At 39.9% G+C, this 25,203-nt stretch carries 31 protein-coding genes and 1 pseudogene; 16 read left to right on the forward strand and 16 right to left on the reverse strand.

Annotated elements, in window-relative coordinates; translation table 11 throughout:
- Window positions 1-94: 94 nt before the first annotated feature.
- A complete protein-coding gene (locus NLX78_RS23175) occupies window positions 95-1,084 on the reverse strand; it encodes an alpha/beta hydrolase fold domain-containing protein (RefSeq protein ID WP_250261409.1) in 990 nt (329 codons plus the stop codon).
- Window positions 1,085-1,505: 421 nt separating this feature from the next.
- Window positions 1,506-1,778: a CD3324 family protein gene (locus NLX78_RS23180; RefSeq protein WP_076161227.1), complete on the reverse strand. Its 273-nt coding sequence runs from the start codon at window positions 1,776-1,778 to the stop codon at window positions 1,506-1,508.
- 398 nt (window positions 1,779-2,176) lie between these two features.
- On the opposite strand from NLX78_RS23180, the gene NLX78_RS23185 reads away from it, so the two are divergent.
- Together NLX78_RS23185 and map are read left to right on the forward strand one after the other, a co-directional pair.
- Window positions 2,177-2,899, forward strand: coding sequence for a TetR/AcrR family transcriptional regulator (locus tag NLX78_RS23185; RefSeq protein ID WP_254351643.1), 723 nt, complete (start codon window positions 2,177-2,179; stop codon window positions 2,897-2,899).
- 26 nt (window positions 2,900-2,925) lie between these two features.
- Window positions 2,926-3,672, forward strand: a complete 747-nt coding sequence (map, locus tag NLX78_RS23190) for a type I methionyl aminopeptidase (protein WP_254351644.1) — start codon at window positions 2,926-2,928, stop codon at window positions 3,670-3,672.
- A 209-nt stretch (window positions 3,673-3,881) separates the two neighbouring features.
- On the opposite strand, the gene NLX78_RS23195 is transcribed toward map, so the two are convergent.
- Complete coding sequence (locus NLX78_RS23195; RefSeq protein ID WP_254351645.1) at window positions 3,882-4,385, reverse strand: DUF2798 domain-containing protein; 504 nt, start codon at window positions 4,383-4,385, stop codon at window positions 3,882-3,884.
- A 184-nt stretch (window positions 4,386-4,569) separates the two neighbouring features.
- Between NLX78_RS23195 and NLX78_RS23200 the strand changes: the two genes are divergently transcribed.
- Window positions 4,570-5,100, forward strand: coding sequence for a DUF4303 domain-containing protein (locus NLX78_RS23200; RefSeq protein ID WP_254351646.1), 531 nt, complete (start codon window positions 4,570-4,572; stop codon window positions 5,098-5,100).
- Window positions 5,101-5,285: 185 nt separating this feature from the next.
- Here the strand turns inward: NLX78_RS23200 and NLX78_RS23205 are convergent, their stop codons facing one another.
- Window positions 5,286-5,987 carry an RNA polymerase sigma factor gene (locus NLX78_RS23205; protein ID WP_254351647.1) on the reverse strand — a complete coding sequence of 234 codons (702 nt, stop codon included), beginning with the start codon at window positions 5,985-5,987 and terminating at the stop codon, window positions 5,286-5,288.
- 223 nt (window positions 5,988-6,210) lie between these two features.
- Here NLX78_RS23205 and clpP point away from each other — a divergent pair, with 223 nt between their 5' ends.
- The 3 genes from clpP to NLX78_RS23220 are packed head-to-tail and all read left to right on the forward strand — an operon-like array spanning window position 6,211 to window position 7,776.
- Window positions 6,211-6,795 (forward strand): ATP-dependent Clp endopeptidase proteolytic subunit ClpP, encoded by a 585-nt coding sequence (gene clpP, locus NLX78_RS23210; RefSeq protein ID WP_254351648.1) that lies wholly within the window; start codon window positions 6,211-6,213, stop codon window positions 6,793-6,795.
- Between the two features lie 59 nt (window positions 6,796-6,854).
- Entirely contained in the window at window positions 6,855-7,061 is a 207-nt protein-coding gene (locus tag NLX78_RS23215; protein ID WP_254351649.1) for a hypothetical protein, read from the forward strand.
- Window positions 7,062-7,110: 49 nt separating this feature from the next.
- Window positions 7,111-7,776, forward strand: a complete 666-nt coding sequence (locus tag NLX78_RS23220; protein WP_254351650.1) for an MBL fold metallo-hydrolase — start codon at window positions 7,111-7,113, stop codon at window positions 7,774-7,776.
- A gap of 165 nt (window positions 7,777-7,941) precedes the next feature.
- Here NLX78_RS23220 and NLX78_RS23225 read toward each other — a convergent pair whose 3' ends face one another.
- Entirely contained in the window at window positions 7,942-8,517 is a 576-nt protein-coding gene (locus tag NLX78_RS23225; RefSeq protein ID WP_254351651.1) for a TetR/AcrR family transcriptional regulator, read from the reverse strand.
- 146 nt (window positions 8,518-8,663) lie between these two features.
- On the opposite strand from NLX78_RS23225, the gene NLX78_RS23230 reads away from it, so the two are divergent.
- Together NLX78_RS23230 and NLX78_RS23235 are read left to right on the forward strand one after the other, a co-directional pair.
- Window positions 8,664-9,776 carry an alpha/beta fold hydrolase gene (locus NLX78_RS23230; protein WP_254351652.1) on the forward strand — a complete coding sequence of 371 codons (1,113 nt, stop codon included), beginning with the start codon at window positions 8,664-8,666 and terminating at the stop codon, window positions 9,774-9,776.
- A 629-nt stretch (window positions 9,777-10,405) separates the two neighbouring features.
- Window positions 10,406-11,152, forward strand: coding sequence for a class I SAM-dependent DNA methyltransferase (locus NLX78_RS23235; RefSeq protein WP_081112457.1), 747 nt, complete (start codon window positions 10,406-10,408; stop codon window positions 11,150-11,152).
- A gap of 272 nt (window positions 11,153-11,424) precedes the next feature.
- Here NLX78_RS23235 and NLX78_RS23240 read toward each other — a convergent pair whose 3' ends face one another.
- The 6 genes from NLX78_RS23240 to NLX78_RS23255 form a co-directional block, all read right to left on the reverse strand.
- Window positions 11,425-11,790 carry a hypothetical protein gene (locus tag NLX78_RS23240; protein WP_254351653.1) on the reverse strand — a complete coding sequence of 122 codons (366 nt, stop codon included), beginning with the start codon at window positions 11,788-11,790 and terminating at the stop codon, window positions 11,425-11,427.
- 83 nt (window positions 11,791-11,873) lie between these two features.
- The gene (locus NLX78_RS26815) at window positions 11,874-12,107 is read right to left on the reverse strand and encodes an ABC-three component system middle component 7 (protein ID WP_323873418.1); all 234 of its coding nucleotides are present in this window, start codon (window positions 12,105-12,107) and stop codon (window positions 11,874-11,876) included.
- On the reverse strand, window positions 12,104-12,148 hold the full coding sequence (locus tag NLX78_RS26935; protein WP_483311693.1) for a hypothetical protein: 45 nt from the start codon (window positions 12,146-12,148) through the stop codon (window positions 12,104-12,106). The genes NLX78_RS26815 and NLX78_RS26935 overlap by 4 nt, the downstream gene beginning before the upstream one ends.
- Before the next feature lies 1 nt (window position 12,149).
- Window positions 12,150-12,842: an ABC-three component system protein gene (locus NLX78_RS23245; RefSeq protein ID WP_254351654.1), complete on the reverse strand. Its 693-nt coding sequence runs from the start codon at window positions 12,840-12,842 to the stop codon at window positions 12,150-12,152.
- Between the two features lie 812 nt (window positions 12,843-13,654).
- A complete protein-coding gene (locus NLX78_RS23250; RefSeq protein ID WP_250261422.1) occupies window positions 13,655-13,906 on the reverse strand; it encodes a hypothetical protein in 252 nt (83 codons plus the stop codon).
- Between the two features lie 5 nt (window positions 13,907-13,911).
- The gene (locus NLX78_RS23255) at window positions 13,912-15,114 is read right to left on the reverse strand and encodes a WXG100 family type VII secretion target (RefSeq protein WP_250261423.1); all 1,203 of its coding nucleotides are present in this window, start codon (window positions 15,112-15,114) and stop codon (window positions 13,912-13,914) included.
- Window positions 15,115-15,429: 315 nt separating this feature from the next.
- On the opposite strand from NLX78_RS23255, the gene NLX78_RS23260 reads away from it, so the two are divergent.
- Window positions 15,430-15,699, forward strand: coding sequence for a hypothetical protein (locus NLX78_RS23260; RefSeq protein WP_254351655.1), 270 nt, complete (start codon window positions 15,430-15,432; stop codon window positions 15,697-15,699).
- A gap of 536 nt (window positions 15,700-16,235) precedes the next feature.
- Here the strand turns inward: NLX78_RS23260 and NLX78_RS23265 are convergent.
- Window positions 16,236-16,811 carry a hypothetical protein gene (locus NLX78_RS23265; protein WP_250261425.1) on the reverse strand — a complete coding sequence of 192 codons (576 nt, stop codon included), beginning with the start codon at window positions 16,809-16,811 and terminating at the stop codon, window positions 16,236-16,238.
- Window positions 16,812-17,356: 545 nt separating this feature from the next.
- On the opposite strand from NLX78_RS23265, the gene NLX78_RS23270 reads away from it, so the two are divergent.
- Window positions 17,357-17,575, forward strand: a complete 219-nt coding sequence (locus NLX78_RS23270) for a helix-turn-helix domain-containing protein (RefSeq protein ID WP_044645949.1) — start codon at window positions 17,357-17,359, stop codon at window positions 17,573-17,575.
- 91 nt (window positions 17,576-17,666) lie between these two features.
- On the opposite strand, the gene NLX78_RS23275 is transcribed toward NLX78_RS23270, so the two are convergent.
- Window positions 17,667-17,945: a DUF6809 family protein gene (locus NLX78_RS23275; protein WP_254351656.1), complete on the reverse strand. Its 279-nt coding sequence runs from the start codon at window positions 17,943-17,945 to the stop codon at window positions 17,667-17,669.
- Window positions 17,946-18,059: 114 nt separating this feature from the next.
- Between NLX78_RS23275 and NLX78_RS23280 the strand changes: the two genes are divergently transcribed.
- Window positions 18,060-18,278: a helix-turn-helix domain-containing protein gene (locus NLX78_RS23280; RefSeq protein WP_250262078.1), complete on the forward strand. Its 219-nt coding sequence runs from the start codon at window positions 18,060-18,062 to the stop codon at window positions 18,276-18,278.
- Window positions 18,279-18,538: 260 nt separating this feature from the next.
- Complete coding sequence (locus NLX78_RS23285) at window positions 18,539-18,706, forward strand: hypothetical protein (RefSeq protein WP_254351657.1); 168 nt, start codon at window positions 18,539-18,541, stop codon at window positions 18,704-18,706.
- Window positions 18,707-18,758: 52 nt separating this feature from the next.
- On the opposite strand, the gene NLX78_RS23290 is transcribed toward NLX78_RS23285, so the two are convergent.
- Window positions 18,759-19,964, reverse strand: a complete 1,206-nt coding sequence (locus NLX78_RS23290; protein WP_254351658.1) for an MFS transporter — start codon at window positions 19,962-19,964, stop codon at window positions 18,759-18,761.
- Between the two features lie 188 nt (window positions 19,965-20,152).
- Between NLX78_RS23290 and NLX78_RS23295 the strand changes: the two genes are divergently transcribed.
- Window positions 20,153-20,755: a TetR/AcrR family transcriptional regulator gene (locus NLX78_RS23295; RefSeq protein WP_254327442.1), complete on the forward strand. Its 603-nt coding sequence runs from the start codon at window positions 20,153-20,155 to the stop codon at window positions 20,753-20,755.
- Between the two features lie 139 nt (window positions 20,756-20,894).
- Here NLX78_RS23295 and mle read toward each other — a convergent pair whose 3' ends face one another.
- Window positions 20,895-21,737, reverse strand: a complete 843-nt coding sequence (gene mle / locus NLX78_RS23300; RefSeq protein WP_235306284.1) for an alpha/beta fold macrolide esterase — start codon at window positions 21,735-21,737, stop codon at window positions 20,895-20,897.
- 245 nt (window positions 21,738-21,982) lie between these two features.
- Window positions 21,983-22,096: pseudogene (locus NLX78_RS23305) on the reverse strand (AraC family transcriptional regulator); the annotation flags it as partial.
- Between the two features lie 212 nt (window positions 22,097-22,308).
- Between NLX78_RS23305 and NLX78_RS23310 the strand changes: the two are divergent.
- From NLX78_RS23310 to NLX78_RS23320, 3 genes are read left to right on the forward strand one after another with little or no spacing between them, the layout of a single operon-like run.
- Window positions 22,309-23,739 (forward strand): spore germination protein, encoded by a 1,431-nt coding sequence (locus NLX78_RS23310; protein ID WP_254351659.1) that lies wholly within the window; start codon window positions 22,309-22,311, stop codon window positions 23,737-23,739.
- Window positions 23,740-23,753: 14 nt separating this feature from the next.
- On the forward strand, window positions 23,754-24,962 hold the full coding sequence (locus NLX78_RS23315) for a Ger(x)C family spore germination protein (RefSeq protein ID WP_302057482.1): 1,209 nt from the start codon (window positions 23,754-23,756) through the stop codon (window positions 24,960-24,962).
- 5 nt (window positions 24,963-24,967) lie between these two features.
- Entirely contained in the window at window positions 24,968-25,195 is a 228-nt protein-coding gene (locus NLX78_RS23320; RefSeq protein WP_061830176.1) for a hypothetical protein, read from the forward strand.
- Window positions 25,196-25,203: the final 8 nt, after the last annotated feature.

A 25,203-nucleotide genomic window follows, 5' to 3' on the forward strand; every position in this document is an offset into this window, starting at 1 on the left:
TCATAAGTAGGCATGAATAAACACTGAAGCACTGATGGATATTCTTCATCAGTGCTTTATTTACTGCAGTCGGAGCTTATTAGAGTTTAGCATTTTACTCATTAGTATTTATATCAAAGATCTCCAGCGCTTTCAGTAAGGCGTATTCACTTGTTCTGGCCCCTTCTTTTGAAAAATGTGCATCCGGAAACGCAGGAGACATATGATGGTATCCGGGATAGACATGTAATTCCACTAAGACTCCATCAAAAGCCAGTTGTTTTGCAAAAACCAAGGCTTCATCAATGAATAAATCAATGGTACCTATATTTATATAAGTCGGTGGTAACCCGGCCAATGACTTAGCACGGGCCGGCGCATAATACTCATTTACCTCCTCTTGACCCGGTTCTTCCCCCAATACAGATTTCCAGCCAAAATAATTACTTTGTTTTGTCCAAATAAACTCTCCTGCGTATGGATGCTCTGGTGCAGTACTTGTCCGATCGTCTAGCATTGGCCTCATCAATCTTAGATGATGGATTTCGAATTCCTTCTGATCACGAATGTACAAGGCTAGGCCAGCCGCCAGACCGCCGCCAGCGCTGCTGCCCCCTACGGCAACTTTCTGAGTATCTATCCCTAACTCTTCCGCATGTTCAATACACCATTTTAGGCCCGAATAACAATCCTGTAACTGACTTGGCTGCACATGCTCTGGTGCTAGGCGATAGTACACGGATACACAACAGAAACCATGTTGTGCAGCAAGAGATGCATTAGCAGGACGATCCACGACTGGACTTCCTAAGACCATCCCGCCTCCGTGTATCGAATAATATAGAGGCATCTTATGATGCTTTGAATGTTTGGGCTTAATGATTTCTATTTGAATATCTGGACCACTAAAGTAACTTGGCACAACCTTTTTTTCTAATGTAATAGGGAACATCTGCGTTACATCTATTTGTTGCATCATTTGAGATTGATTTTTACGTGCTTCCATTAGTGTAGATTCGGTAAGATCGGTTGTTGGTATTAAATCAACTGCACTGATAATTTCCGGATCAATCAGATGTCTACTTCTACTTTTTTGCTCTCCCATAGTAATCGTTTCCTCACTTTCTTGTTTTAAGACAATGAATCAATACATTTTTCCCTTTAATTGTTGCTGTTGTTTATATTCATATTTTAAAGATTAAAATAAGCTTAATAAATGAAAACAACGATTTAGAATCATTTTTGGCATAAAAACAATAATGAAAAAATGAAGTACAGCCTTTGAAATAGAATGGGTCTGTTGGATCATCGGGGAGGGTGAACGGAATTTTGGGATCAAGAACGGTATGTAAAAAAGCTCAAGAGAGAAAATGAAATGCGAACACACATCAAACCTTTTGCCAAACAAAAAGACGTGACCGGATTGATTTTTCACCACGATCATCCGGTCACGCCCTAAGCTCACCATGTTATGAGGCCAAAATTAAATTCATTGACGCGAGTATAGCACCACGCCACTTTGCAAACTAGGTATTTTTATGTGAATACACAATTTTCTTAATGGTTTCGGTAGAGAGGAAAAACTCCTTAGCTAATTGCTCGATACTGCTGCTATTTTGAAAAGCATTTCTGATTGCAGCATTTCGCTGTTCAAGCAACCTTCTCCCGCCACTCAAACTTCCCCAATCCATATATTCCGTTTTTGGCTTAGGAATATACAGCGTCTCTCCTTGAACATATTTTTGGATTTCCATAATTAATTTTTGAGGTAAAACTTTTGTAGCATTCGTATATCTCAATTTTGCTCGCCCCTTATTTTGATTCTTTAAAATAAGGTGCAAAGCCAAAAATATTAAAAAAGCTTGTAGCGTTAAAAATTGTTTCGCCCCATACAAAGTAACGCTTTCCTAATAATTGGCTTTGCATGAGTGTAAGAAGTCACAGACAATCCCAATAGATTCTCCATCAGTAGGCACCCCCTTTTACTTCGCAAGTATAGCATAACTTCTGCTCACCTGGGACCAGCTAAATGATATCAGTACAATCAAACCATTAAAATTGAGCTGATAAATAACTGATCTTCATTCGTTTATGAGGTGTTGCCGGGACTTTTGTTTGCCCGACTCTTGTTATTCGCAAGCCGATGTTTTATATTGACATAAGAGTATGTCAAAAATAAAAGAGGTGAACGGACGAGATGTCTCCACGTACGAAGGAACAAAACGAAGAGATCCGGCTGCGGCGTCTGGCGCAAATCCGAAAAGCCGCTGCCGATGTGTTTTTGAATAAAGGGCCTTTACTGGAAATCCGCGATGTGGCCGTGCAGGCGGGACTCGGCTATGGCACGGTATACCATTATTACAGCAACAAGGGCAATTTGCTCCACGATCTGCTTTGGGACGCGTTGGAGCGGGCCGGGGGATGGCTGGAGGCCCCGCGCGCTTCGGCTTCGGGGGAGGCACCGGCGGGCGGGCAATTCGGCTTGGCTGCGGCGGCGGACACCGGGAACTCGGCTGCCGCGGATTCCCAAAGCAGCAGCCGCGAAACGGCCGCTTCCACAGAGCTTGGCTCCGTCGCCGTCGCCGGCATTTGGCTGCTGCAGCTTTGGGCGGAGGACCACGCCTTGTACCTGCTGCATAAGCTGGCCGGTGAGGGCTTTGCCTCGCTGCCTGAAGCGCGCTCTGCCCCACTCTCGGCTGCCTTTCGCCGGGAGGTGCTCGCGCCGCTTGCCGCGCTGCTGGAAACCGGTCGTGCGGCGGACGGGGCTGCCGCTTCCGGCGGAAACGCGGCTGAGCCACCGTATCGGCTACAGCGCGCGGAAATGCTGCTGGCCGCCTTGGTCGGCTGCGCGTCGCTTTCGCTTCGCCGCGGAAAGCTGCACGAGGAGGCCGAAGATATCGTCCGGTTTTTAAAATTATAGAATTGATAAGGAGCGAATAGACAAAAATGATCATTTTAAAATCACCTAGGGAAATCGAAGAGATGAAGCCGGCGAGCCAAATCGTTGCGGACTGCTACCGCGAGGTGGCCAAACTGATCGAGCCTGGGATCACCACCCGGGAAATCAATGACTTTGTTGCCAGACACATCACCAAGCTGGGTGGCAAGCAGTTTACGAAAGGGTACAACGGTTTCCCCGCCGAAACCTGCATTTCGGTCAACGATGTGGTGGCCCACGGCATTCCTTCGAACCAGGCGCTTATGGACGGTGACTTGCTGAAGCTCGACATCGTCGTGGAATACGGTGGATGGTTTGGCGATTCGTGCTGGTGCTATGCGGTGGGCAATATCCGGCCGGAAGCGCAAAAATTAATGAAGGTGACAAAGGAATGCTTGGATATGGGGATCGCCCGGGCACTCCCGGGGGGCCGGCTCGGCGACATAACGTCGGCGATTCAACAACATGCGGAAGCGAACGGGTATTCAGTCGTACGCGATCTGCTGGCGCATGGGATCGGGCGGAGCCTGCACGAGGAGCCGAGCTACGAGCATATCGGCGTAGCCGGCAAAGGCATTCGGTTAAAGGAAGGCATGGTGTTTACGATTGAACCGATGCTCAACGAAGGTACGTTCCGTATCACGATCGACGACGATCAGTGGACGGCGAGAACGGCCGACGGCAAGTTGTCGGCGCAATATGAGCATACGATCGCAGTTACTGCGGACGGACCACTGATTTTAACGGCCCAGTAAGAATAGAGGAGAACGGACAGCAATGCGTCATTTTAGGAAAATAAGTCGCCACCCGCCCTCCTTGGCCTGACGAAAGTTCGTAATCCGAAACGCGAAAAAGCGCTGGTTCCAGCTTGGGACCAGCGCTTGTTTTATATAGTTTGTAACTTTACCGATTTACGAAAAACCACGTTGTTATACGGTTTTTTTATTATGCCTTTGGTATCGTATTACGGATTTACACTCTCTGCTTTGCTAGCCTGTCTTGCGTGTATTTTTTTCATTGCAAATCTTGCTATTGGCTGAGCGACCAATAGCTCAATCCAAAATGCTACACCAAAATTTCTAAACCAACTGTGAAAGAAGTTCTGAAAAGGTTCTAGGCTTATTTGTTTCGTACCAACCCAAGTTCCTATAATGGTTAGAAGCATAGATAAGACTGTAACATTCAATAAAGTATTCAATAAAACTCTAGCATTAAATCCATCTGTTTGTCCTACGAATTTGGGTATCACTTTACCCACTAACGGTCCTGCAACCAATCTTACTAACAAAACAACGATAATCCACATAAACGGAATAATCTTTAGCGTTTCTAAATAGTTTTCTTTACTAAAGCCTCGTTCCAATCCCATAATAATGGGGGCGATCGTGTTTACTGAAATAATTGAAATAATCAATAAAAATAATATACCTTCTTTTGCGTTTTGAGGCAGTCTTTCTTCCTTATACATATTGTTTCCCTCCGAAATAATAATATTTCAGATGGTAGACGTATCATGCGACATGTATTTTTGGTCATTAAAACTAGTACCAATATCTCTACACACTGATCTAACAATTATAACAACTTTTTTTAAAACAAATAAAAGGGTTTTCTAAGCAAGTATAAAACTGATAAAGGAGTATATGAACCAGATGAACAATTTTCTAAATGAATTTGAGGAAAGATTTAGGGCAGGATTTTTGGATGATCTTAAAAGCATACTGGAAGAAGTGAAGAATGAGCAGGTTTACGCTTGTGCTTTTGGCACAGACAGCGATTTTATCACCTTGTTTCTTGCTGTTAATACGGAGGAATCACTTGTTAGACATATCACAAACATGAAAGCCCAAGACCTGTGCAACAGCAAGGAAGATGAAAATGATTATAGATGGGGATTAAGCGAATATCAATATGGCGATACAACACATCTCAATCATATTAGCAAATTTCTGTATGCAACCGAAAATGTGTTTGACTATAAAGATGAAATGATAAAAATTATGGCCAAGGTAGTTAAGGAAACAGACGATGTACTTTTTAATCAATTCTGCCAATCCAAAGAAGATATTATTTTTTTCGTGTCCATGACGGATGATGATATGGCCGTGGAACTGGAAAATCAGTCCGTAACTCAGATGACAAACGCCAAATTAGTTGATGGCTTCTTGCATCGTTATCAATAAAAGTGCGTTTGGAATATTACACTCATTTCGTTTAGGTAGGTTGCTTTGCTAGACAAATTCGCAATGTGCTTGTCCTATGTATCGCTAGTACCCTCTTGATCTACACGGGGTAGTACTAGCGAAGCTGACACTACCCCCGGGTCAGAAACAACTACTATGATCAGCCCCGCATTTCTCTTCGCAAACTACGCCGCTATCATACTCATGGTATGGGAATCCGTTTGTTTTACTAATGCGAGACTCCGGTGCAGCTTGTGATTGACGATTCCGATCACCACGTCCGGCTCCATTTCATCCTGATGGGAGAGCATAACCATTGCTGCAATATCTCCCATCTGATATGCCGCCGTCAACGCCCTTAGAAAAGTCTTCGAGTTTTCACTTTCCGGTAAGGATAACTCTCCTTTGAGGATATCCTTCTTGACTGCTTCAAGCGATTTTCGTGCCCGGTGGAGTGCAACTTTTACCGCTCCCTCCGTTGTTTCGAGCATGTCGGATGTCTCGCTAATCGAATATCCAAACACATCTCGCAGCAAAAAAACAGTTCTCTGAAGCGGAGATAAATGTTTCATTAAGGACTGCAACGCTATCTCGATTTCAAAAGATCCATGATCCGGTACAGTTACTTTCGCTTGTTCCCTATTCAATATTCGAGTGTAGACTGCTTTTCTCCGTATATCATCAATCCAGGTGTTCTTAGCAATTCGTAGCAAAAGCGCTTTGGGGTTTGTATGCTCGAAGCTATTTAACTTACCTAATGCTTTTATCCAAGTGTCCTGAGCCAGTTCTTCCGCATCCCAATTTGATTTCGTAAGCGACAGACAGTAACGTTTCAGGACCGCCTGTAATTCCTCCAAGTTCTCGATGTTTATTGTATTATCTGTCATTTGTATAGAATCATCTATGCGCATAGGTCCTCTCCTCCACAGTCTTATTCTGCCCTTTCCTAGAGCAAAGCCATTTGTTACCTCCAATGTAAACGAACAAGTGGTTGTAAAAGTTACACCATTTACGCAAATCGTTTTCCCATTGAAACCTCCGTATCTTTTTACGGCCTCGGTTCGTTTACAAGGAGAAATCAACTGAAAACGGGAAATTGGGGGTATCAAAATGAGTGTTTATGTTCCTTATGTTGTTGAGCAAACCGCTCAAGGTGAAAGATCGTACGATATCTATTCCAGACTCTTAAAGGATCGTATTGTGTTTGTCGGGGCAGCCATCGATGATCATTTGGCTAACAGTATTATTGCTCAATTATTGTTCCTGGCGGCAGAAGATCCGGAAAAAGAAATTTACATGTATATCAACAGCCCGGGTGGCTCTACTTCCGCAGGATTTGCCATTTATGATACGATGCAGTACATCAAACCCGATGTACACACGATATGTACGGGATTCGCTGCTTCGTTTGGCGCGATCCTGTTGCTGGCGGGCGCCAAAGGGAAACGTTCGGCGTTGCCGAACAGTGAAATCATGATCCATCAGCCGCACGGCGGCGCACAAGGTCAGGCCAGCGATATTGCGATCAGCGCAAAACGAATTTTATGGACTCGTGAAAAGGCAACCCGTATCACAGCTGAACGGACCGGGCAACCTTTTGAAAAAGTCGAAAAAGATATGGACCGGGATTTTTACATGTCCGCTCAGGAGGCACTGGAATATGGTGTTATTGATCAAGTGATAACTTCTTTGTAGAGTATGCTCAAAACCTAATGATCTGCAAGAAACTTCAAGAAATAATACGAGGTGATATCATGTTAGCAAGCTTACAAGGCCAGGAAGTAACTATTCATTTTATAGATGGGACCCATGTATGCGACGGGGTACTGGATCAGATTGACGACAAGTTCGTTAAATACCTTACGCAATATCAGACGCTTGTTATTCCTATTACATCCATTCGCACCGTATCCATTGACATTAAGGAACGGCAACGCCACAGAGTTGGATTCGCCCCTTGAACCTATTTTAGCATGGGGTGGCAATTTCATTTTGCGGAGGCCCGATATTATGGAAATTTCACAGGGAGTAGAAATGCTTCAGCTAGATTTTCATGGGAATATGATTCACCCCATTCTTTTGTGGGATCAAGAAACGGCTGTTTTAATAGACACAGGATTTCCTGGGCAAATGGAAGATTTACGCGTGGCTATGGAAAAGGTAGGCGTGTCGTTTGACAAACTAAAAGTTGTGATTTTGACGCATCAAGATGTGGATCATATAGGTTGTCTTCCTGAGATTTTGCAGGAGTGTGGCCATCATATCAAAGTCTATGCACACGAACTAGATAAGCCGTATATTCAGGGGGATATCCCCCTTTTAAAAGATAGTCACCTTGAGAATCCCCCGAAGGGCAAAGTGGACGATACCTTAATAGATGGTCAGGAACTGCCGTATTGCGGCAGAATTCGAGTCATCCATACGCCTGGGCATACTCCTGGTCATATCAGCCTTTATTTAATGCAAAGTAAGACTCTTATTGCCGGGGATTCGATGTACAGTGTTAACGGGATTCTCGGGGGAATTCATATCCCGACCACACCGGATATGGATGCAGCTTGTCTCTCATTGAAAAAGTATTTAGATCTCGACATTGCATCCGTAGTTTGTTATCACGGGGGATTAAGTAATGTACATGTGAATGATCAGATATTAGGACTTACCCAAGGATTATAAAGTTAAAGTTCCAGCAAGTTACCTTTGGTGAAACGATGTTGTGATCGAGAAGATTATTTAAAATAACACTTTGTTAATTCGTTATTGAACTTTAACAAAGTGTTATTTTGCATTTCACAAAATAGATCTTCATTGTTTATTCCTGCAACCCATACTCTACGCGTGCTAACTTGTATATAGATCAGACTTTAACTGAGAAAAAATATATTCTTGCATTTGATCTAAAAGAAGAATGATGTTAGCATCTTTGCCATTTTTCAAAACCCACTGAATAGATGTCATTGAGTTAGCAGCATATAGTTCAGCTAAATACTCCAATGCGATCGAAGTTGAAGAATTCTGTTGCTTTAAATAATCTAAACAAGTCCGAAACAAAATTTGTTCAAATTCTTTACGTAAATCCGCGGATACTTCATGAACGGTTAACAATGTTGAAATTGCGAGCTTATTTTTAATCATATTATCGGTTACAAGTTCTATGGCGTTTGCCACCTTGCCATCTTCCGTGGAATCAAAACGCTGCTGAATTTCAACTTTAAAATCAGAAGCATACTGTTTAACTACTTTTTCTAGCAAGTCGTACTTATCCAAATAATGACTATAAAAGGTAGAACGTCCGATAAGAGCTTGATCACAGATTTTTTTGATCGTAATATCTTTAAAATTATGTTGTTGGAGTAATTCAATGAAAGCTCGCTCAATAGCTATTTTTGTTTTATAAATTCTGATATCTTCATTCATTTAACCACTTGCTCCTTATGTGTAAGTTTTCGAACACTTTATATATACCGTGTAAGATATCTTACAGATTATGCGATACTAATTATTTTTTATGTAGTAACTATACTCTATAGTAAGCACATACCCAAATTGAAGGAGGACAATATATGTTTAAATCCTATGTCAATAACGAACAGTTCAATCTTCAAATCAATCGTTTTATCAATGATTATTATCAAGAAGATGATCGAGCACAAGCTGACTTGGAAAAAATAATTCCGAAATTAAAAGATACCCATAGCTGGTATGAAGCTTGGCTCAATTTTGCTAAGAAACGCGAAGACAGCAAGGACTATGACTTAGCCTCAGTCTACTATCAAGCTGCAGAATTTTATCTTGCAACCACAGACCCCAATAAAGAAAAAATGTATCGAAAATATAGAGAAACATTCTATAAAGGCTTTCATGATTTTGATTATGAATCCTACAAGATTCCTTATGAAGATTCCTATCTTCCTGCTGTAAAATTATTGACACCTGGAGCTACGAAAACATTGCTTGTCTTTGGTGGGTATGATTCTTATATGGAAGAGATGCTTAAAATGATGAAATTCATAAAGGGAATTAATTACAACATTATTGTATTTGATGGTCCAGGCCAAGGAACTGCTTTAAAAAACGGCCTAAAATTCATTCATAACTGGGAAAAGCCCATATCAACGGTGATTGATTATTTCAAACTAGATCGTGTAAGTCTCGTAGGTGCTTCTTGGGGAGGGTATTTAGCTATGCGTGCAGCAGCCTTCGAAAAGAGAATCGATAAAGTAGTTGCTTTTAACATTTTCTATTGTGGTTTAGATGCCTTAAAAATGGGAATGCCAGAAGATACTTACCAGGGCATGATGCAACTCGTTGATCGTAATGAAGTAGACCAAGTGAATTTATTATTCGAACAGATGATGACTCACAATATTGATTTGCATTGGAAGATTACCAAAGGGATGGAAAACACCGGTGAAGCAACGCCTTTTGATCTCATTAAAAATTTCGAAAAACACACGATGCAAGGCATTGGAGCGTTCATTAATCAAGATGTTCTTTTACTAGCTGGAGAAGATGATCAATACGTACCTATTAGCCGACTCGCTCAAATCCAACAAGAATTAATCAATGCTGCGTCCATTACAACCAAAGTATTTACTAAAGAAACGGGCGGTGAGCAACACTGCCAAGCAGGTCACAGAGAGTTAGCATTTAATGAAATGAAGAAGTTCCTATAACAAAGTTGGATGAATACTAAAAGTATTTCACATAAAAAATTCAGAGCATGGTTAATGCGGATATTTCATAAATATTTAAAAGAATTATGCATAACGAATGGTTTCCCCGAAAGGGGAAACCGCCTTTTTTACGTCTCATCTTGATCTGCATTTTTAATAAGAATTTTATCACCTATAATTTTTTTATTTCTGGGTAGGTTAAATGATCTAATCCTTTGTTTGTTCCTACTATAATTGTACCTTCATCTTTTGACTCAAAAGTTAAACTAACATCCATTATTTTTCCCATTTTAACGTTGCCCCTTTATCGTTCTTCAATATAAAGTTCTCCCTTAACATCACGTATACGTAAATCAGCATTTTTTAAACGGGTTATGGTATCTCTTAGTAGTGTAATTCCTTCAAGTGATGTTAAATTAGGTTTAAAGACACGCTCTCGTCCAGTAAAAAGATATTGCCTCATCAGATCCGCTAAATTAGCGGCTTTTTTTGTTTTAAAAGTGCTGGCGCGTCAGTCCTTTTTTTTATAAAACATCAACATGGTTTCCATATATAGCAAAACTGAGAATGGATGGTATAATGAAGGATGATTTAAAGAAATCTGTAGTGTAGTGAAGGGATGATTCATATTGATAAATCACGATAATCTTGAAGAGTATCGAGACCCGATTAATTATGATCTTGAATTTGGCGGTGAGACTAATAAATACAATTTCTATCTTGATATGGCTAGATTGAACCCAGGCGAGGTTCTGGAACTTGCATGTGGTACAGGATTGACAACCATTCATTTATCAAAATCGGGGATACATATAACAGGTGTTGATATTTCTTCATCGATGCTTGAATATGCGCGGGTTAAAGCTCAAGGTTTGCCTGTGGATTTTATTGAAGCTGATGCTCGTACATTCGATTCCGAAAAGCGTTTTTCCATGATTTATTTGACAGGAAATGCATTCCAGGCATTTTTGAGCGATGAGGATCAACGAGCCTTACTCGAAACCGTCTACAGGCACCTAGAATCAAATGGGATATTTGTTTTTGAAACACGAAACCCCTTGGGAACCGATTTATCCAACCAAGAGGAAAGCATCTGGGGAAATTTTATCGATAAAGATGGAATTAAAGTCAAGATATCTGGGACACAGTCGTATGATTCAAGTAACCAGATCATGCACTGGGTCACATTCCGTGATTGGGGATCGGAGAAAACAATTTCTCGAATTGCATGTCGCTTTACTGATAATGACACGCTTCAGCGTTTATTAACGAGCCGCGGCTTTTGTATTGAAAATCAATATTCCGACTGGGATAAAACACCGTTTACTCCTTTATCTCCTTCCATCATTACTGTTTGTCGAAAACATGGAGCCTAAAACGAATAATCCCGGAATGTTCATCCCAAGTGTTTGACGACCGCGCGTAAGATATCCATGTCATTCGCATGTTTTTGAAGGAACAACTGGCTATTTCAGTGATTCCCGGAAAGAAAAATCGCCGAGTCACCCTAAAATATGATCAGGACGTTTACAAAAAAACGTTATTTGGTGGAATGCTTCTTTAATAAAGTAAAGAATTTATCGTCGTCTGGCGACTCACTATGATAAATTGGCGTGTACTTTCAAGTCTTTTTTTGCCTTGGCCACCATTATGGTTTGGCTTGCCTGAGTTTGAAGACACGCCCTAATTCATAAAAAATTCTATTGTTTTCTGCCAAGAATCTGATTGACCAAAAGAATTTCCTTTTAAAGTACCACCACAAGTAAAAACGCCTCCACCCATTTTTAAGTTCAATGTTTCGCTTAAAGGTATAATAAACGTGCAATCCCTTTTCATTGAAATATCCAACGGTTAAAACATAAAAACCTCTAGATGCCAATGGTCCTGACAAAAGCGAAAGACCACTTCGTTCACCATCAGATCCACCCAATACTACAATCGTTTTATTATTTGAGTTTTCAGAATAAAATAACTCTCCCATAAATTCATCAGTGATCTGTTGTGGATTTTCCAATAGAGTTAGATGCTTGGTTGTCACCTAAGACAACATTTAAGCCCTCGTGAAACTTTATTCTTTTTTTACGAAATAGCTCACATTCAATTAGTTTCAACATATAATATTACTCCTTTATCGAAGTCCACATCAATCGCATTAAGAATATAAAGTACATCCAAAGAATATATAAATTCATCAATCTCTTCAAAAGAATTTTGAGTACTAAAGTATAATTCTTTAATTTGGAAATTAGATTGAGAAAGTTCGGTTAGTAGCACTAACATTTTATTTATAATCGAATCATTATAGTTTATAACTTTATTTGGTATAATCACGAAAACACCTCGCAATTTTGTATGAAAAAAGAGACTATAATTTTACATGCTTCTAGAGAACGTCTCTGTCTTTTTACTTAACCATTCAGCCATATGATTATAAATCTCTTCTTGTGTATGTTTATTTTTCTTCAATTTTAGGTAAAATGTATTTACTTGAGAAGCAATTGTATCAAAGGAATATTGACATTCTTTGTCCAGCATTATAAATTGTTCCTTCACAAAGAAATAGTAGTCCGCTACATCACTTTTAATTCGTCTCTTTGTAAGTCTATTCAGAGTTATATTCGCCTTTTCATCAACTTTCAATGCATCTAAATTTAGAATCTGAGGAGATAATTCATTTTCGTTTTCCACAAGTTTATTTAGTATTATTTTAATTTCTGCCTCAATTTGATAACTATGATAGTCTGCTCTCCTCTCATTTCTTCTAATAATCTCCTTTTTTATGATGAGTAATTTTTTATATTCTTCTATAGTTCGTGGGGAATCAAATTTTTTATGACAATCACGACATAAGGCAATCAAATTATTCAAATCGTTTACATTTTGAGATAATTTCTCTACGTTTTTTAACAATAAGGATTCTTCTTTTGTTGGATTTAATGGGTAAATATGAGCAGCTTCAAATATCTTCCTCCTAATTCCATCTTTCACATATAGTAAGCTTTTAGAACAGAAAGGGCACATACCTTCTACCTCAGAAAAAAGGATCATATTATCATTTTCATTCATACTTTTTCTATTAGCTTGCATGAGTTCACCTCAAACTAATCAAATGTAATAAGATACAATTAAAGAATTTGCTTCCTTATTTCAACTTTATGTACTTATAGTATCATACAAATGAACTATTGGTCGATGTTACCTGATCTTTTTGCCTATTACTTAAGAGCCATTTTCGAAAAAAAATATTACATTAGTCTTCGTAATTGGCTAACTAAGCTAAAAGCTCACTCTAGTAAATTAAGGAGAAAGCTCTGGTTATAATCATTGTATTATAGTTTAGTTATGATCCAATTGTCATTTTATCAGGAAATACTCCCCTTCTTTAATGAAGCATCGAGCCATTTGTTGTGCTGCTCTGTCAAAATAAAAATGTGTTTGAATGATTTGAATCTTGTATAGGCTCAATCTCAGAAAATAACTTAGTATCTTTATTCAATAGGATTTTCTCTCATGAATTCTTTTTTGGACCTTATCTATACACAACCACAGTCTCATCATACTGTTTCTTTATAAAGTAAAATAAATGCTTCCATTCTCAAAAATCCTCTTTACGTACTCCCCTTAATATTATTGATTGTTAACATAATCTGAATTAGATGTAATCCCCTTAACTAGAATTAATTTACAATATCTTCGATTTCACTAGCAAACTTTCTCATCTATAAAGAAAGCCTTCTGTCTACACGTATTTCCCAAGCCTCGTACTGCACCTCTTGTAATAAAAAAAGTAACTCCTAATGTGAGAGCTACTTTAAAAAACTAAAATGGCATCGCCATTTGTTTCTACGATTCTTGTAAAGATAGTTTATATATTTCACTTACGATTCAATAGTAGTTTTTTCTACGAAGTTTCCATTCTCTTTAATAATCATTCTTGCCAACCTTCGTCCCGCTCTCTTAAAGAAAAATTCGTCAGCATAATTCTCTGAAACTATCGGTGAAATTTGATTTATAACCTCATTTTTTTTGTCATATTCTATTTTCCCCATTACATCTTCACTCGGTCCATAACTATATACAACTCTTTCCTCATCTTCGTAATCTTTTAACATGATTATATATACGGCCATTATTCTCACTCCTCATAAATCTTTTCCCAATTCCATGGTCTTCCAGATTCTATAGTTTTATCATGTGCTGTTCTGTAATTCGTATGGAATATGCCTTCAAATCTCGATTCAAAAAGCTCATGATGTAGTAATTGTACATCAGAATCCACATACTTCCCATCCATTAATCTCTCCCACGCTTGTGATAACTCAAAGTCTGGGTCAAATCTCCCGATTCCATGATCTTTAATGTGGGTATCGTTAAAAACATGGTCTTTGATTCTTTGAATTCTATTTTCTGAAAAACCAGTATTTTTAGAAATGGCTTCCACGTCTTGATTTCCTAAATTCCTAAATTTTTCATACAACTCTTCTGCAATAGCTTCTTCTCTAAAAAATTGCTCTGGAGAAATATTACGAGCACCAGTTTCAGCATAATTAAAATCGTCTGATTTTATATTAGAAAAGCGCTGTTCGCTTTCTTTTAAAATATTCGCTTTACTCTGAGTCGATTCAAACTTTACAGACCCCTCCAAAATATTTTTGGGCTTAATCAGCGCTTTAGTTGTCGTAGAACCTATCATCAAACCAGCTGTACCAATCAAATTTGCCATATGTTCTTTTGACCATGCATTTGTGGGATTAAATGCTCCCTGAATCATGCCCGATACTCCAAATGTACCGAAATTGAGCATGTCATTCCATGAATCGTTTTGTTTAGCTGCCCGTTCCATGTACCCTTGATACATTCCCTTCGGAATGCCGTACGACATATAATCTAGGAAGCTCCAGACTGAATCAAATTTTTTCTCATATCGTTCTGAATTAGCTGCTACAAAATCCTGACCAAGCTCCGTTAAGCTATCCGCCGATTTCTGGAGCGCATTTCGTGTATCTGCAACAGGAACTGCGCAAGTATTCGGTGGAGGTGGCAAGCAACCTGGGTCTAGATTCCCGTCCTCCACCATATCTGCTAATCTAAACTTATTTGCATGCTGCCGTAGTTCTCTAGCAATCGAATCTGTTAGTGTAACAAAGTCAGCCATATTCTTCTGAGATGTTTGGAATCTATAATAGAATTGCTCCTTTGTTATCCCCTCCCAAAATCGTTCCATAAACGAAATTTGCTGCGATAACTGACTATTCATTTGCATCGCCGTTTGCTGCGCAAGCTCAAATTTCTTAGAGACAGTTATAAGTTGTTCAGGTGTCACTTTAATTGTTGTCATAATTTACCTCGGTTGAGTTCATTAAGACATAATAACATTATTCAAATTTATGGAAAACCATCTTTATTACTAATTGTTATATGAATTAGAAGACTTAATCCCTACGACCTCTGACTTATATTTATAAATACAGCTCCCCCTTCATTATAAATAAGTACCTTTTTAATGCCTCGTCATCAGCAAATATTCGTAAAAATATATCTTTTTTTAGTCAATTCACAATCAAGGTAATCTCCCTAAGGAGCAGCACGCTATGACTAAGGGTTATCGAAAATTATTGTTGGAATATGGTTACCCGGAGGACTTAGTCGACGGATGGACTTTGGAAGACTGCAAGCTGAATGGCAGGAGTTTTTACAATTAACGTTCAATATTCTGCCAGTCGACGAAAAATCAACCAGCCTTGCGGTGGAGGAATATTTGGAAACAGTTCGGCAGAATCGTCAGATTGGCTTTGTACGTCGGGAAGCTGCAATTACTCAGGCATATTCATATAGAGAGCATCAATCGACAAATGAAATATCCAAGCAGACGGAGAACATCGCCACATACAACGTGGACAGGGAGGCAAAGCTTCAAGGCTAAAGTTCGGCTGCTGGAGCTTGCAATGAGCAAATTGTCCCGTATACAACGAGAGGTTATCCAGCGCAGTTATTTGGATGATCAGGGAGATTGATTACATTAGTTGCGGGGAAATGGGGATTAGCGAGAGCACGTTTAAGAGGATCAAGATCGAGGTATTGAGTATTTTAGCTACTGCATTGAGACTGGAAATGAGTAAAGAACAAACAAACTATGGAAGTGAAGTTGTTTGCTAAGCCAGGAGAAGCAGCGGTTATATCAACACGTACGACGAATAACTAAAAAGGGTGGAATTGATAAACTATATCAATTCCACCCTTTTTCTGTGTGACGAGTTCAGTCTCTTTTCTTGGTACCGCTTTTTACTGTGAAAAACAACAATGATAAGAAGAATAGAGCCTGTGAAGTTTTAACCATCAACCGGATTCCTTCACCGGAATCTTTTATATCAAACAGAATATCAGCTATGGATACCAAACCTGTAGTAATAAGTATAATCAATGCGAGTATGTACACGTTAGTCCCCCTTTTGTTCGGTTTTACAGCAGGAAGAAGACAATAGCTCTGGATGCGGGTTCGGCCAACCATGCAGGTAATCCAACATATTTTAAAGCGTAAGCAAGACCGTCCTCTGCTGTGCCTGTGAAATCTACCATGATATCCAAAGCTTGCATTATTACTTGATAACCAAGATAATATTTCAAAGTTTCTTTTGCACCGTCGGTCAAAAGTGGTATCTTATCTACATAAATTTTTATCTGTTCATTCCAAGCACATGATCCAATATTTTTTAGTTTAGAAATTAATTCTAACGCTACTTCTTTTGCGAACTTTGATCTCCAGCCTTGTGTACTTACTTCCCCAGATGGACGTTGAGTATCGACCATTCCAAGATTAGTGCCTACAGTTTTGAAAAGGTCATCATAATCAACTTGTCTTAATTCTTGTTCTACTCTTTCATCAACAATTCCATTTTCCAAGTCTATCTTAGTCTCTGAAGTTATAGAAGATTCTACGTTGTTTGCAGCTTGAGCATTAGCGAAAGCAGGAAGTGTAAACGATGATAACATAAGAGCTGATAATGACGTGATACCCAATTGCTTAAACTTTTGCATAAAATCAATGCTATCTTCATACATTTGGTATTTCTATCAATATACTAACATGAATTATATATACTTGTAAAATAGAGGGATATAGTAGATGATTTTTCCTGTAATAATATCTATTCATAGGATTTGGATAATAAATGGTTATTATAACCTGTGAAAAGAGACTGTTTATTGAATAATTTTGACCGAATGATGGCCTTCGTTAGACTTTCAGCGTGATATATTTGTATCATGGAAAATCAAATAAGGAACACACCACAGCTTTCGAGCCTCGGTGAACCAGGTCGGCCAATGTGCCGGCCTTTTGATTTTTCAACAAACCATATTAGGGAACATAAATCATGTCTACAGAAGCAAGCGCAGTAAGAAACGGTGGTAAATATATTGAGTCTCAAAATCATATACTTCAAACAATAAATGGATGCGCATACGTCTGTTCCCTTCTTGCTCTAAACCTAAATGAAATCCTCCGACTAAGTAGCGAAATAATCGCTAATAATTAATAGCGATTATTTCGCTGAGATATTCTTGGTATGGAGGTGAGTAAGATGTACCAAAGAATCCGAGATTTGCGTGAAGATAGAGATTTGACTCAAACCCAAATGGCTGAATATTTGAATTGCAGTCAGCGAATATATAGCAATTACGAACGCGGTGACGTTGACATTCCCACGAGGATTCTAATTAAACTAGCTGATTTCCATAACACAAGTACAGACTACTTGTTAAACAGAACGAAACAAAAAAAACCTTATCCGGCAGGCTAGCTACTTTTAGAAAATAAAAAAGGTAACTCCATGAAGAAGGAGCTACCTTTCAAATTTTTTTATAATCGCCCTCTTCAATCTTCTGAACTACCTATTTTAACCCTTCTTTCCCGTCAAATACTTCAATCATTATTAGTGCCCCCATTTTATAACCCTCAATATAAGCCGAAGCGGACAATAAGGAAATTAAAACATCTTGTAAATCCGAAAGTTCTTCAATTAATTTGTAATCCTGCTCTGGCAATTTTGTTTTGAGGGCTTCCTCAGCATCGGCTATTCTCTGAGAGACCAGTTCAAACTCAGTGTCTTTCGATTTGATTCGTTCACTTGGGTTACATTTTCCGTAATAAAAGTTCTCCAAGATACTCATGATCTACTCCTTCTTGATATGTATTATTAACCCTCTGACTAATTTTAGCGAATTATTCGCTAAAAATCAATAGCGATTATTTCGCTAAGATATTCTTAGTTCGAGGTGAATATGATGTATCAACGGATTCGAGATTTACGTGAAGATAAAGATTTGACTCAAACTCAAATGGCGGATTATCTGAATTGTAGCCAGCGGATATACAGCAATTATGAACGTGGGGAAATAGACATTCCAACGGAGATTTTAATTAGACTAGCTAATTTCCACCATACAAGCACAGACTATTTACTAAATAGAACGAAACAAATAAAGCCCTACCCGGCGGGATAACATTTCTAAGAAATAAATATTAGGCTTAATCTAATTGTGCATTATTTCAATAAATGTTTTTCAACCAACGTAAAATTCTCTCTTATTGTAGATTTCCCATCCTCCGTAATCAGTTTTACACCAAGAGTATGGGTCATTTTATTGGCTTTACGAAGGAACGAGGAGGGACCATCATAGTATAGTCTATGTACATACCCAACTTCCCTTAGGCGACAAGCCGTTCGCAGACACAGAGCATCATTTGCTCCTAGTTCTGGAGGATGGTAAAGTCGAACTTACAGGCTGCCAGTCTGGTGCGGAATGCACTTAATTTTTATAGTAAAATCGAATTCAAACACAAGGAGCATTGCCCTGTCGATAACATCGGCTTGGACAATGCTCTTTATTTTATAGCAACTGCCCAGGGGACAGCATCTTCTACTCATTAACGTTAGAAGTCATAACAAGCGAATTTTTTAAAAAAGCCTCACTAATTACAGATTACTGTGGAGGGAACGAATACTTTTTGCCACCCCAAGCCACGAGAAGCGCAAGGAATAAGAGCGTGAATAATGCCCATGAAAATGATCCCGCACCAAAAGTTTCAAGCAAAATACCCCCAGCCATCCCGCCGCCAGCGATAGCCAGATTCCATACGGTCGTGTTAATCGGCATCACCATATCCACTTTGCTCTCCCCTGCAGCCTGAGCAAGCGCCGTTTGCAATAGCGTTGCTGCGCCGCCGAAAGTTAAACCCCATACCGTAACAATGATATAGATGATAAGGACATTGGAGTTGCTAAAGCTCATGGCAATAGAAATTAAGACGAAGGAAATAAGACTAATAAGGACAAGCTTACGCAGCCAACGGTCGATGAATACGCCAGTTATCCATATACCTACAAGAGCAGCAATGCCAAAGAAAGCCAGCGCCAGACTCACTCTCTCCCCCATCCCATTGGCCGCAAGAAATGGAACAATATAAGTGTAAAGAATATTATGGGCTGTCATCCAGGTCAGTACAACCAATAGTATGGGCCGAATCCCCGGTGTAAGGAAGACTGCATAGATCGAAGCTTGCTTATCGGAGGACTGTCCCGGATAGTCCGGCACCTTCCAAAGCACCCACGCGATCAGTATAACAGTCAGTAGCGACATGATTCCAAAAACAGAACGCCAACCCATAAGGTTCCCCAGAAACGTTCCCGCCGGGACACCAATAGCCAAGGCGATGGGCGTTCCAACCATGGCAACCGCCATCCCCCTCCCCTTCAATGTAGCAGAGACCATGCGGAGAGCGTAACCGCCGATCATACCCCATAGAACTCCAGCCGAAACTCCTGCCAGCAGACGGGCAGCCAGCGTCAGTATGTAGCTGGAGGAAATTGCGGTGACACTGTTAAAAACCAGGAACCCGCAGATAGCCAGAAGTAACAGCGGACGCCTCCGCCATTGGCGGGTAACTATAGCTACAGGGATGGCAGCCACTAAAGAACCGATGGCATAGACAGTGACCAGTTGACCAGCCATTGCGTCTGAAATATAAAGTCCCTTGCTTATTTGCGGAAGCAAACCAGCCGGAATCGTTTCCGTCATAATACAGATGAATCCTGTCATAGCCAAAGCGAGCAGGCCAAGCCAGGGAAAGCGCTCAGATGAGACGGAAGAAGCAATCTTTGCAGTAGTAGAAGAATTATTGCTGGACATTAGCGCAGCTCCTTAATATCGATTTCAAAACAAGTTCAAGCGAAAAATCAAGCACATATACCAATGATTTGCCCTCCTTTTATTTCAATTATGGATCAATCATTCCATATTTTAAAGATGCCTCTCGGTCTTGTCAATTACTTTTGGATCGATTAGTATATAAGTACAAGATAAAAGGAGGCGACTCCATGGTTAGAACCGGAAGACCACGTAAATTCAGTCGCGACGAAGCGATCTCCCAAGCTATGATGTTGTTTTGGGAGCATGGATTTGAATCAACCTCTTTGGCTCAGCTCAAAAAGGCGATGGGCGGCATCTCCTCAGCCAGCTTTTATGCAGCTTTTGAATCAAAAGACGCATTATTCAAAGAAGCGCTGGACCAGTATTTGGCTACATACGGACAAGTATCGACAAGCCTTACAAACTATTCACTTTCATCGCGCACAGCTATTGAATTAGCCTTAAGATGTTCAGCAATCATGCAGACTGAGCAGACCCATCCCTTGGGTTGTTTAGTCATATTCTCTGCAAATACTTGTTCGCCGGAAAACACTCATATTCGAGAACTATTGACCAGGCAAAGAGCAGTGACTAGGAACAAGTTCCATGCTCGTATTGAGCGAGCTACCAAGAACGGAGAACTTCAAGAATCCACAAATGTTAGCATGTTAACCACACTATTCGTTACCTTTCTAGAAGGTATATCTACGGAAGCCAGAGATGGTGTGCCCCTAGACAACATTGATGCAGCCATAACCAAATTGATGGAGCTTTGGGATACTTGTGCCTGAGACTGGCTCAGTTTTCATGAAATAAGGGCATACAAATAGAAAAGGCAATCCTCCTAAAAAAGGAGATTGCCTTTTTATTCAGTAAGATTGCTTCTCTCAAAAAGGGCTTTATTCAGCCTATCCTACACATCAGTTTGACTTAATTGGGTATCGAAGTGTGATTTGAAATAGAATCGATTATTAAATCCCAATCGTCGTAGTGAAGTTCATGTCCAGTACCTTCCAATGTCAGTAAAACCGCACCTGGAATTTCGTTAGCAAGATTGATTCCGTGTTCATAAGGGATAATCGGATCTTCAGTACCGTGTATAACCAGAGCAGGGACGGTTATTTCCCTTGTCCTAGACAGATAGGATTCTCCACCTGACAGCATTGCGTGATTGTTCATGCTGGCTATATTGTTGCTTCTTTTCCATTCTTCTTTTGCTAATTTATAAACTTTTTTCTCATCGAAAGCGTGTTTTGAACCTACTAGAATTCTTGATCTACCTATCACAAAATCGACCACCGATTGTTCGTTCGTCCAATCTATTGCTCCCATATTCGAGAAATAGTCCATAACCTTTTCCTCCATCGGTGGAAGATCGGGAGCAAAATTGGACGTTGATACGAGGGTAACGGTTAGAACTCTGCCTGGATATCGCAGAGCTATCATTTGAGTCAGCATGCCGCCCATGGACATGCCCACAATATGCGCTTGCTCAATCTTATACGCATCCAATACTCGAATAGCATCATCTGCCATGTCTTCGAAAGTATAGTCCGGTTGCCCAGGTTCATAGGTTGTAGAACGTCCAACATCTCGGTTATCATAGCGAACGACAAAGCGACCTGTCTCTGCTAAACGCTGGCAGAATTCTTCCTCCCACCAGACCAGTGAGGATTGAGCCCCCATAATCAGTAATATTGCCGGGTTAACTTGCTTTCCAAAACTGTCAGTACAAATTACTATTCCATCGCTTTTTATGAGTTGTTCGTTCATGTAGAATTCCTCCCCTCAATGATATATAAAACAAAAAAACACAGAATATTAGTCTATGTTTACAGTAATCGAAAAATAATTTAGAAATGAATGCGAATTATCTTCATCACTTACCTCCATAAAGTACTTTCAGTTCCTCTTCTTCATCGTAAATGTATGTTTTTCTTCAGGAAAACGTTTATTTTCTACATCAGCAGTTTAAGCTTGAATGGACTCTAATATAAACGGATTCAATGCCCTCCTCCTCAATTTAAATGGGACATATATTCAAATGCTGTTGTTCCATATACACTTTTAAAGTGTTTATTTAAATGGGTTAAGTCAACTAAGCCACATTCTGCAACTGCTGAATAAATATCTCACACAATTGGTTTCTTTCACGCTGTTTGCTATATCAAAATTCCCCTTATCCAAGAGTTTCTTGTTATCCGCAGCTGTCTTTTAAAAATTACTTAGCCCGAATCCTCCACCGTTAAGATGTCATTGACCTTACCGACAACAAACACATTTATGGATTATTGTGGTATTATTTTGGATTATTGTTAATACTACGTATCTGAGGAGGGTGAAAATGAAGTTACATACCAAATTTTCAAGACAATTATGCCGGAATATCGATCTCATTTGTGACTTCATGGGAAACAGTTCGGATTTTATTGTTCGTGAAATCACAGCTGGCCATAAACACGCCGCACTTTTTTATTTGGACGGAATGACTGACATGCAAAAGGTACAGGACAATGTGATCCGTCCGTTGCATGATCGTGTCTCCTCTGACGAGATCACTTTACCGTTATTGAAAAACGCAATTTTGGACATTGGTGAAGCAAGCTTTACTCAAAACTTTGAAGATGCTTTGGAACAGATCCTCTCAGGTGGTCTTCTCCTACTCCTGGACGATATGGATGAAGGATTGATCATTTCTTTGCCTGGATGGGAAGAACGCAGCATTACAGATTCGAAGACACAGCCTGTGGTCAGAGGTCCGCAAGAGTCGTTTACAGAAACTTTACGTACGAATACAACTATGGTTCGTCGAAGGGTGAAGGATACAAGAGTACGTCTAACTACCATAAAAGTTGGCGAAAAAACCAAGACCGATATATCGGTCATGTATTTACATGGGGTCGCTGACCCAAAAAAGGTGCAGGACATGATATCCAAGTTAAAGAACATGCATGTAGAAGGCGTACTTGAAAGCGAATATTTGGAAGAATGTCTCCATGAAGATAAACAACTCACGATATTTCCGATCTTTTATAATTCTGATCGCCCAGACTCTATTGCAGCAGGAATTATGGAGGGGAAAATTGCGATATTTGTGGATGGATCTCCCTTCGCCATCCTTGCACCTGCGGTGTTTGTAGATTTTCTTCAATCCGCAGAAGATTATTATCAATCCTTTATTTACAGTAGTATCATTCGAATATTAAGGTACATATGCCTGGCAATCTGTATGTTGGCTCCGGCCATTTATGTCGCATTAACGACATTCCATCAGGATATGATTCCAACAGTTTTGTTATTAAGCTTATCCGCGCAACGTGAAGGAGTTCCGTTTCCAGCATTTATTGAGGCGATGATCATGGAAGTGGTTTTTGAAATTCTGAGGGAGGCAGGGCTTCGTATGCCACGGACGGTCGGTCAAGCTGTTTCTATTGTCGGGTCAATAGTGATCGGCCAGGCTGCTGTAGAAGCAAACATCGTTTCGGCTGTTATGGTCATTGTTGTTGCAATAACTGCCATTTCGAGCTTTGTCATTCCCTCGTACACCTTTGCCATTCCAATCCGGATATTACGTTTCGCTTTCATAGGCATAGCCGCTATGTTTGGTGTGTACGGATTGACTGTTGGTATTCTCATGCTCTTTGTGCATCTCAATGGGCTTCATTCATTCGGTGTACCGTATTTAAGTCCCTTTGCCAATTACAAATCGTCTGAGCAGAGGGACGCCATATTGCGTTTTCCATATAGAACTAACAAAAAACATCGCAAAAACTAAAGGAGTAGACCATCATGAACTCGTATCGATCCACCATTTTATTACTGATTATGTGCATCTGGCTAATGGTGTTTCTTACGGGTTGCTGGAACAGTAAGGAATTGAGCGCAATTTCCGTCGTGATGGCTCTGGGCATTGATGCAGTTGATGACCAATATGAAGTCAGTTTACAAGTGGTTGACCCATCGCAAATGTCTCAGAACTCCCCCATGGAACGGACGCCAACGATCGTTTTTTCCAAACGCGCCGATACCATATTTGAAGCTATTCGAAAATTAACAACGGAATCGTCCCGAAAAATGTATATGTCTCACTTAAAGTTTGTCATTTTTGATGAAAAAACAGCAAAAAAAGGAATAAAGGAGCCGCTGGACTTTCTGTTCCGTGATCATGAAGTTCGGCCTGATTTCTATTTGGCCGTTGTCAGAGGAAACACGGCAAAGGAGGCCGTTACTTTTGTAACTCCAACCGAGGTCTTGCCTGCAATGGATATGTATAAGGCATTAAGGCTTTCTGAAAAAGCATGGGCTCCAACTTCCGCGGTCAATGTGAAAGATATTTTACAGAATTTCACAGATGATGGCATTGAACCGGTGCTCACCGGTATTCGACTGACAAACCTAGAAAAAGGTCTAACTATTGATAATGTGACAAAGTCGCCCCAACATGTTAAATATTTTTTTACTGGAATTGGTGTTTTCAAGGGCGACCGACTTATCAATTGGATGGATGATTCACAAAGTAAAGCCTTTACCTATATATCCAACCGTGTTTCCAGCACCGTTGCTTCCATCGATTGTCCGAATTCCAAAGGAAAATTTGTTGTTGAAGTAATCCGTTCCAAAGTAAAGATGCGTCCAAAAATAATAGACCATGAGCCGCACATTTCTCTTATTGTGGATACAGAATCCAATATCGGAACAGTCTCGTGCAATGCCAACCTTAAGAATGAAGAGACATTTAGAGATCTTCAAGAATCAGCTAAAGAGCATCTGGAACAGTCTTTGAAGGAAGGCATTTCGTACGCACAACAAATCGGTTCCGATATATTCGGGTTTGGAGAAGCTTTTCACCGCAAGTTCCCACGTGAATGGCATAAATGGAAAGAGGATTGGCCACAAAAATTTCAAACGCTTAAAGTGGATATTCAGCTCAATTATCGTTTAGTCCGGTTCGGAGACATTACCAGTCCAATCGATATGGGAATACACAATCAGGAGTGAATGCAATGCTTTATGTGATTCTCGTAACTTCCATTTTAACATCTTTGTATGAGTTTAAAAAATTCAAGGAGAAACAATATGTGCGTGAAATTGTATTCAGCTCGATATTGTTGATTATAGGCGTTATATTGATTATCCTACGGATCGCCAACATTAAACTGCCGACTCCACTGACGGGCATTCAAATCCTATTTCAACCAATAAGTCGGTTACTTACAGAAATGTTATCTTAAGGGGGGGT

The sequence above is a fragment of the Paenibacillus sp. Lou8.1 genome, assembly GCF_024213565.1.
Lineage (GTDB): Bacteria > Bacillota > Bacilli > Paenibacillales > Paenibacillaceae > Paenibacillus > Paenibacillus polymyxa_B.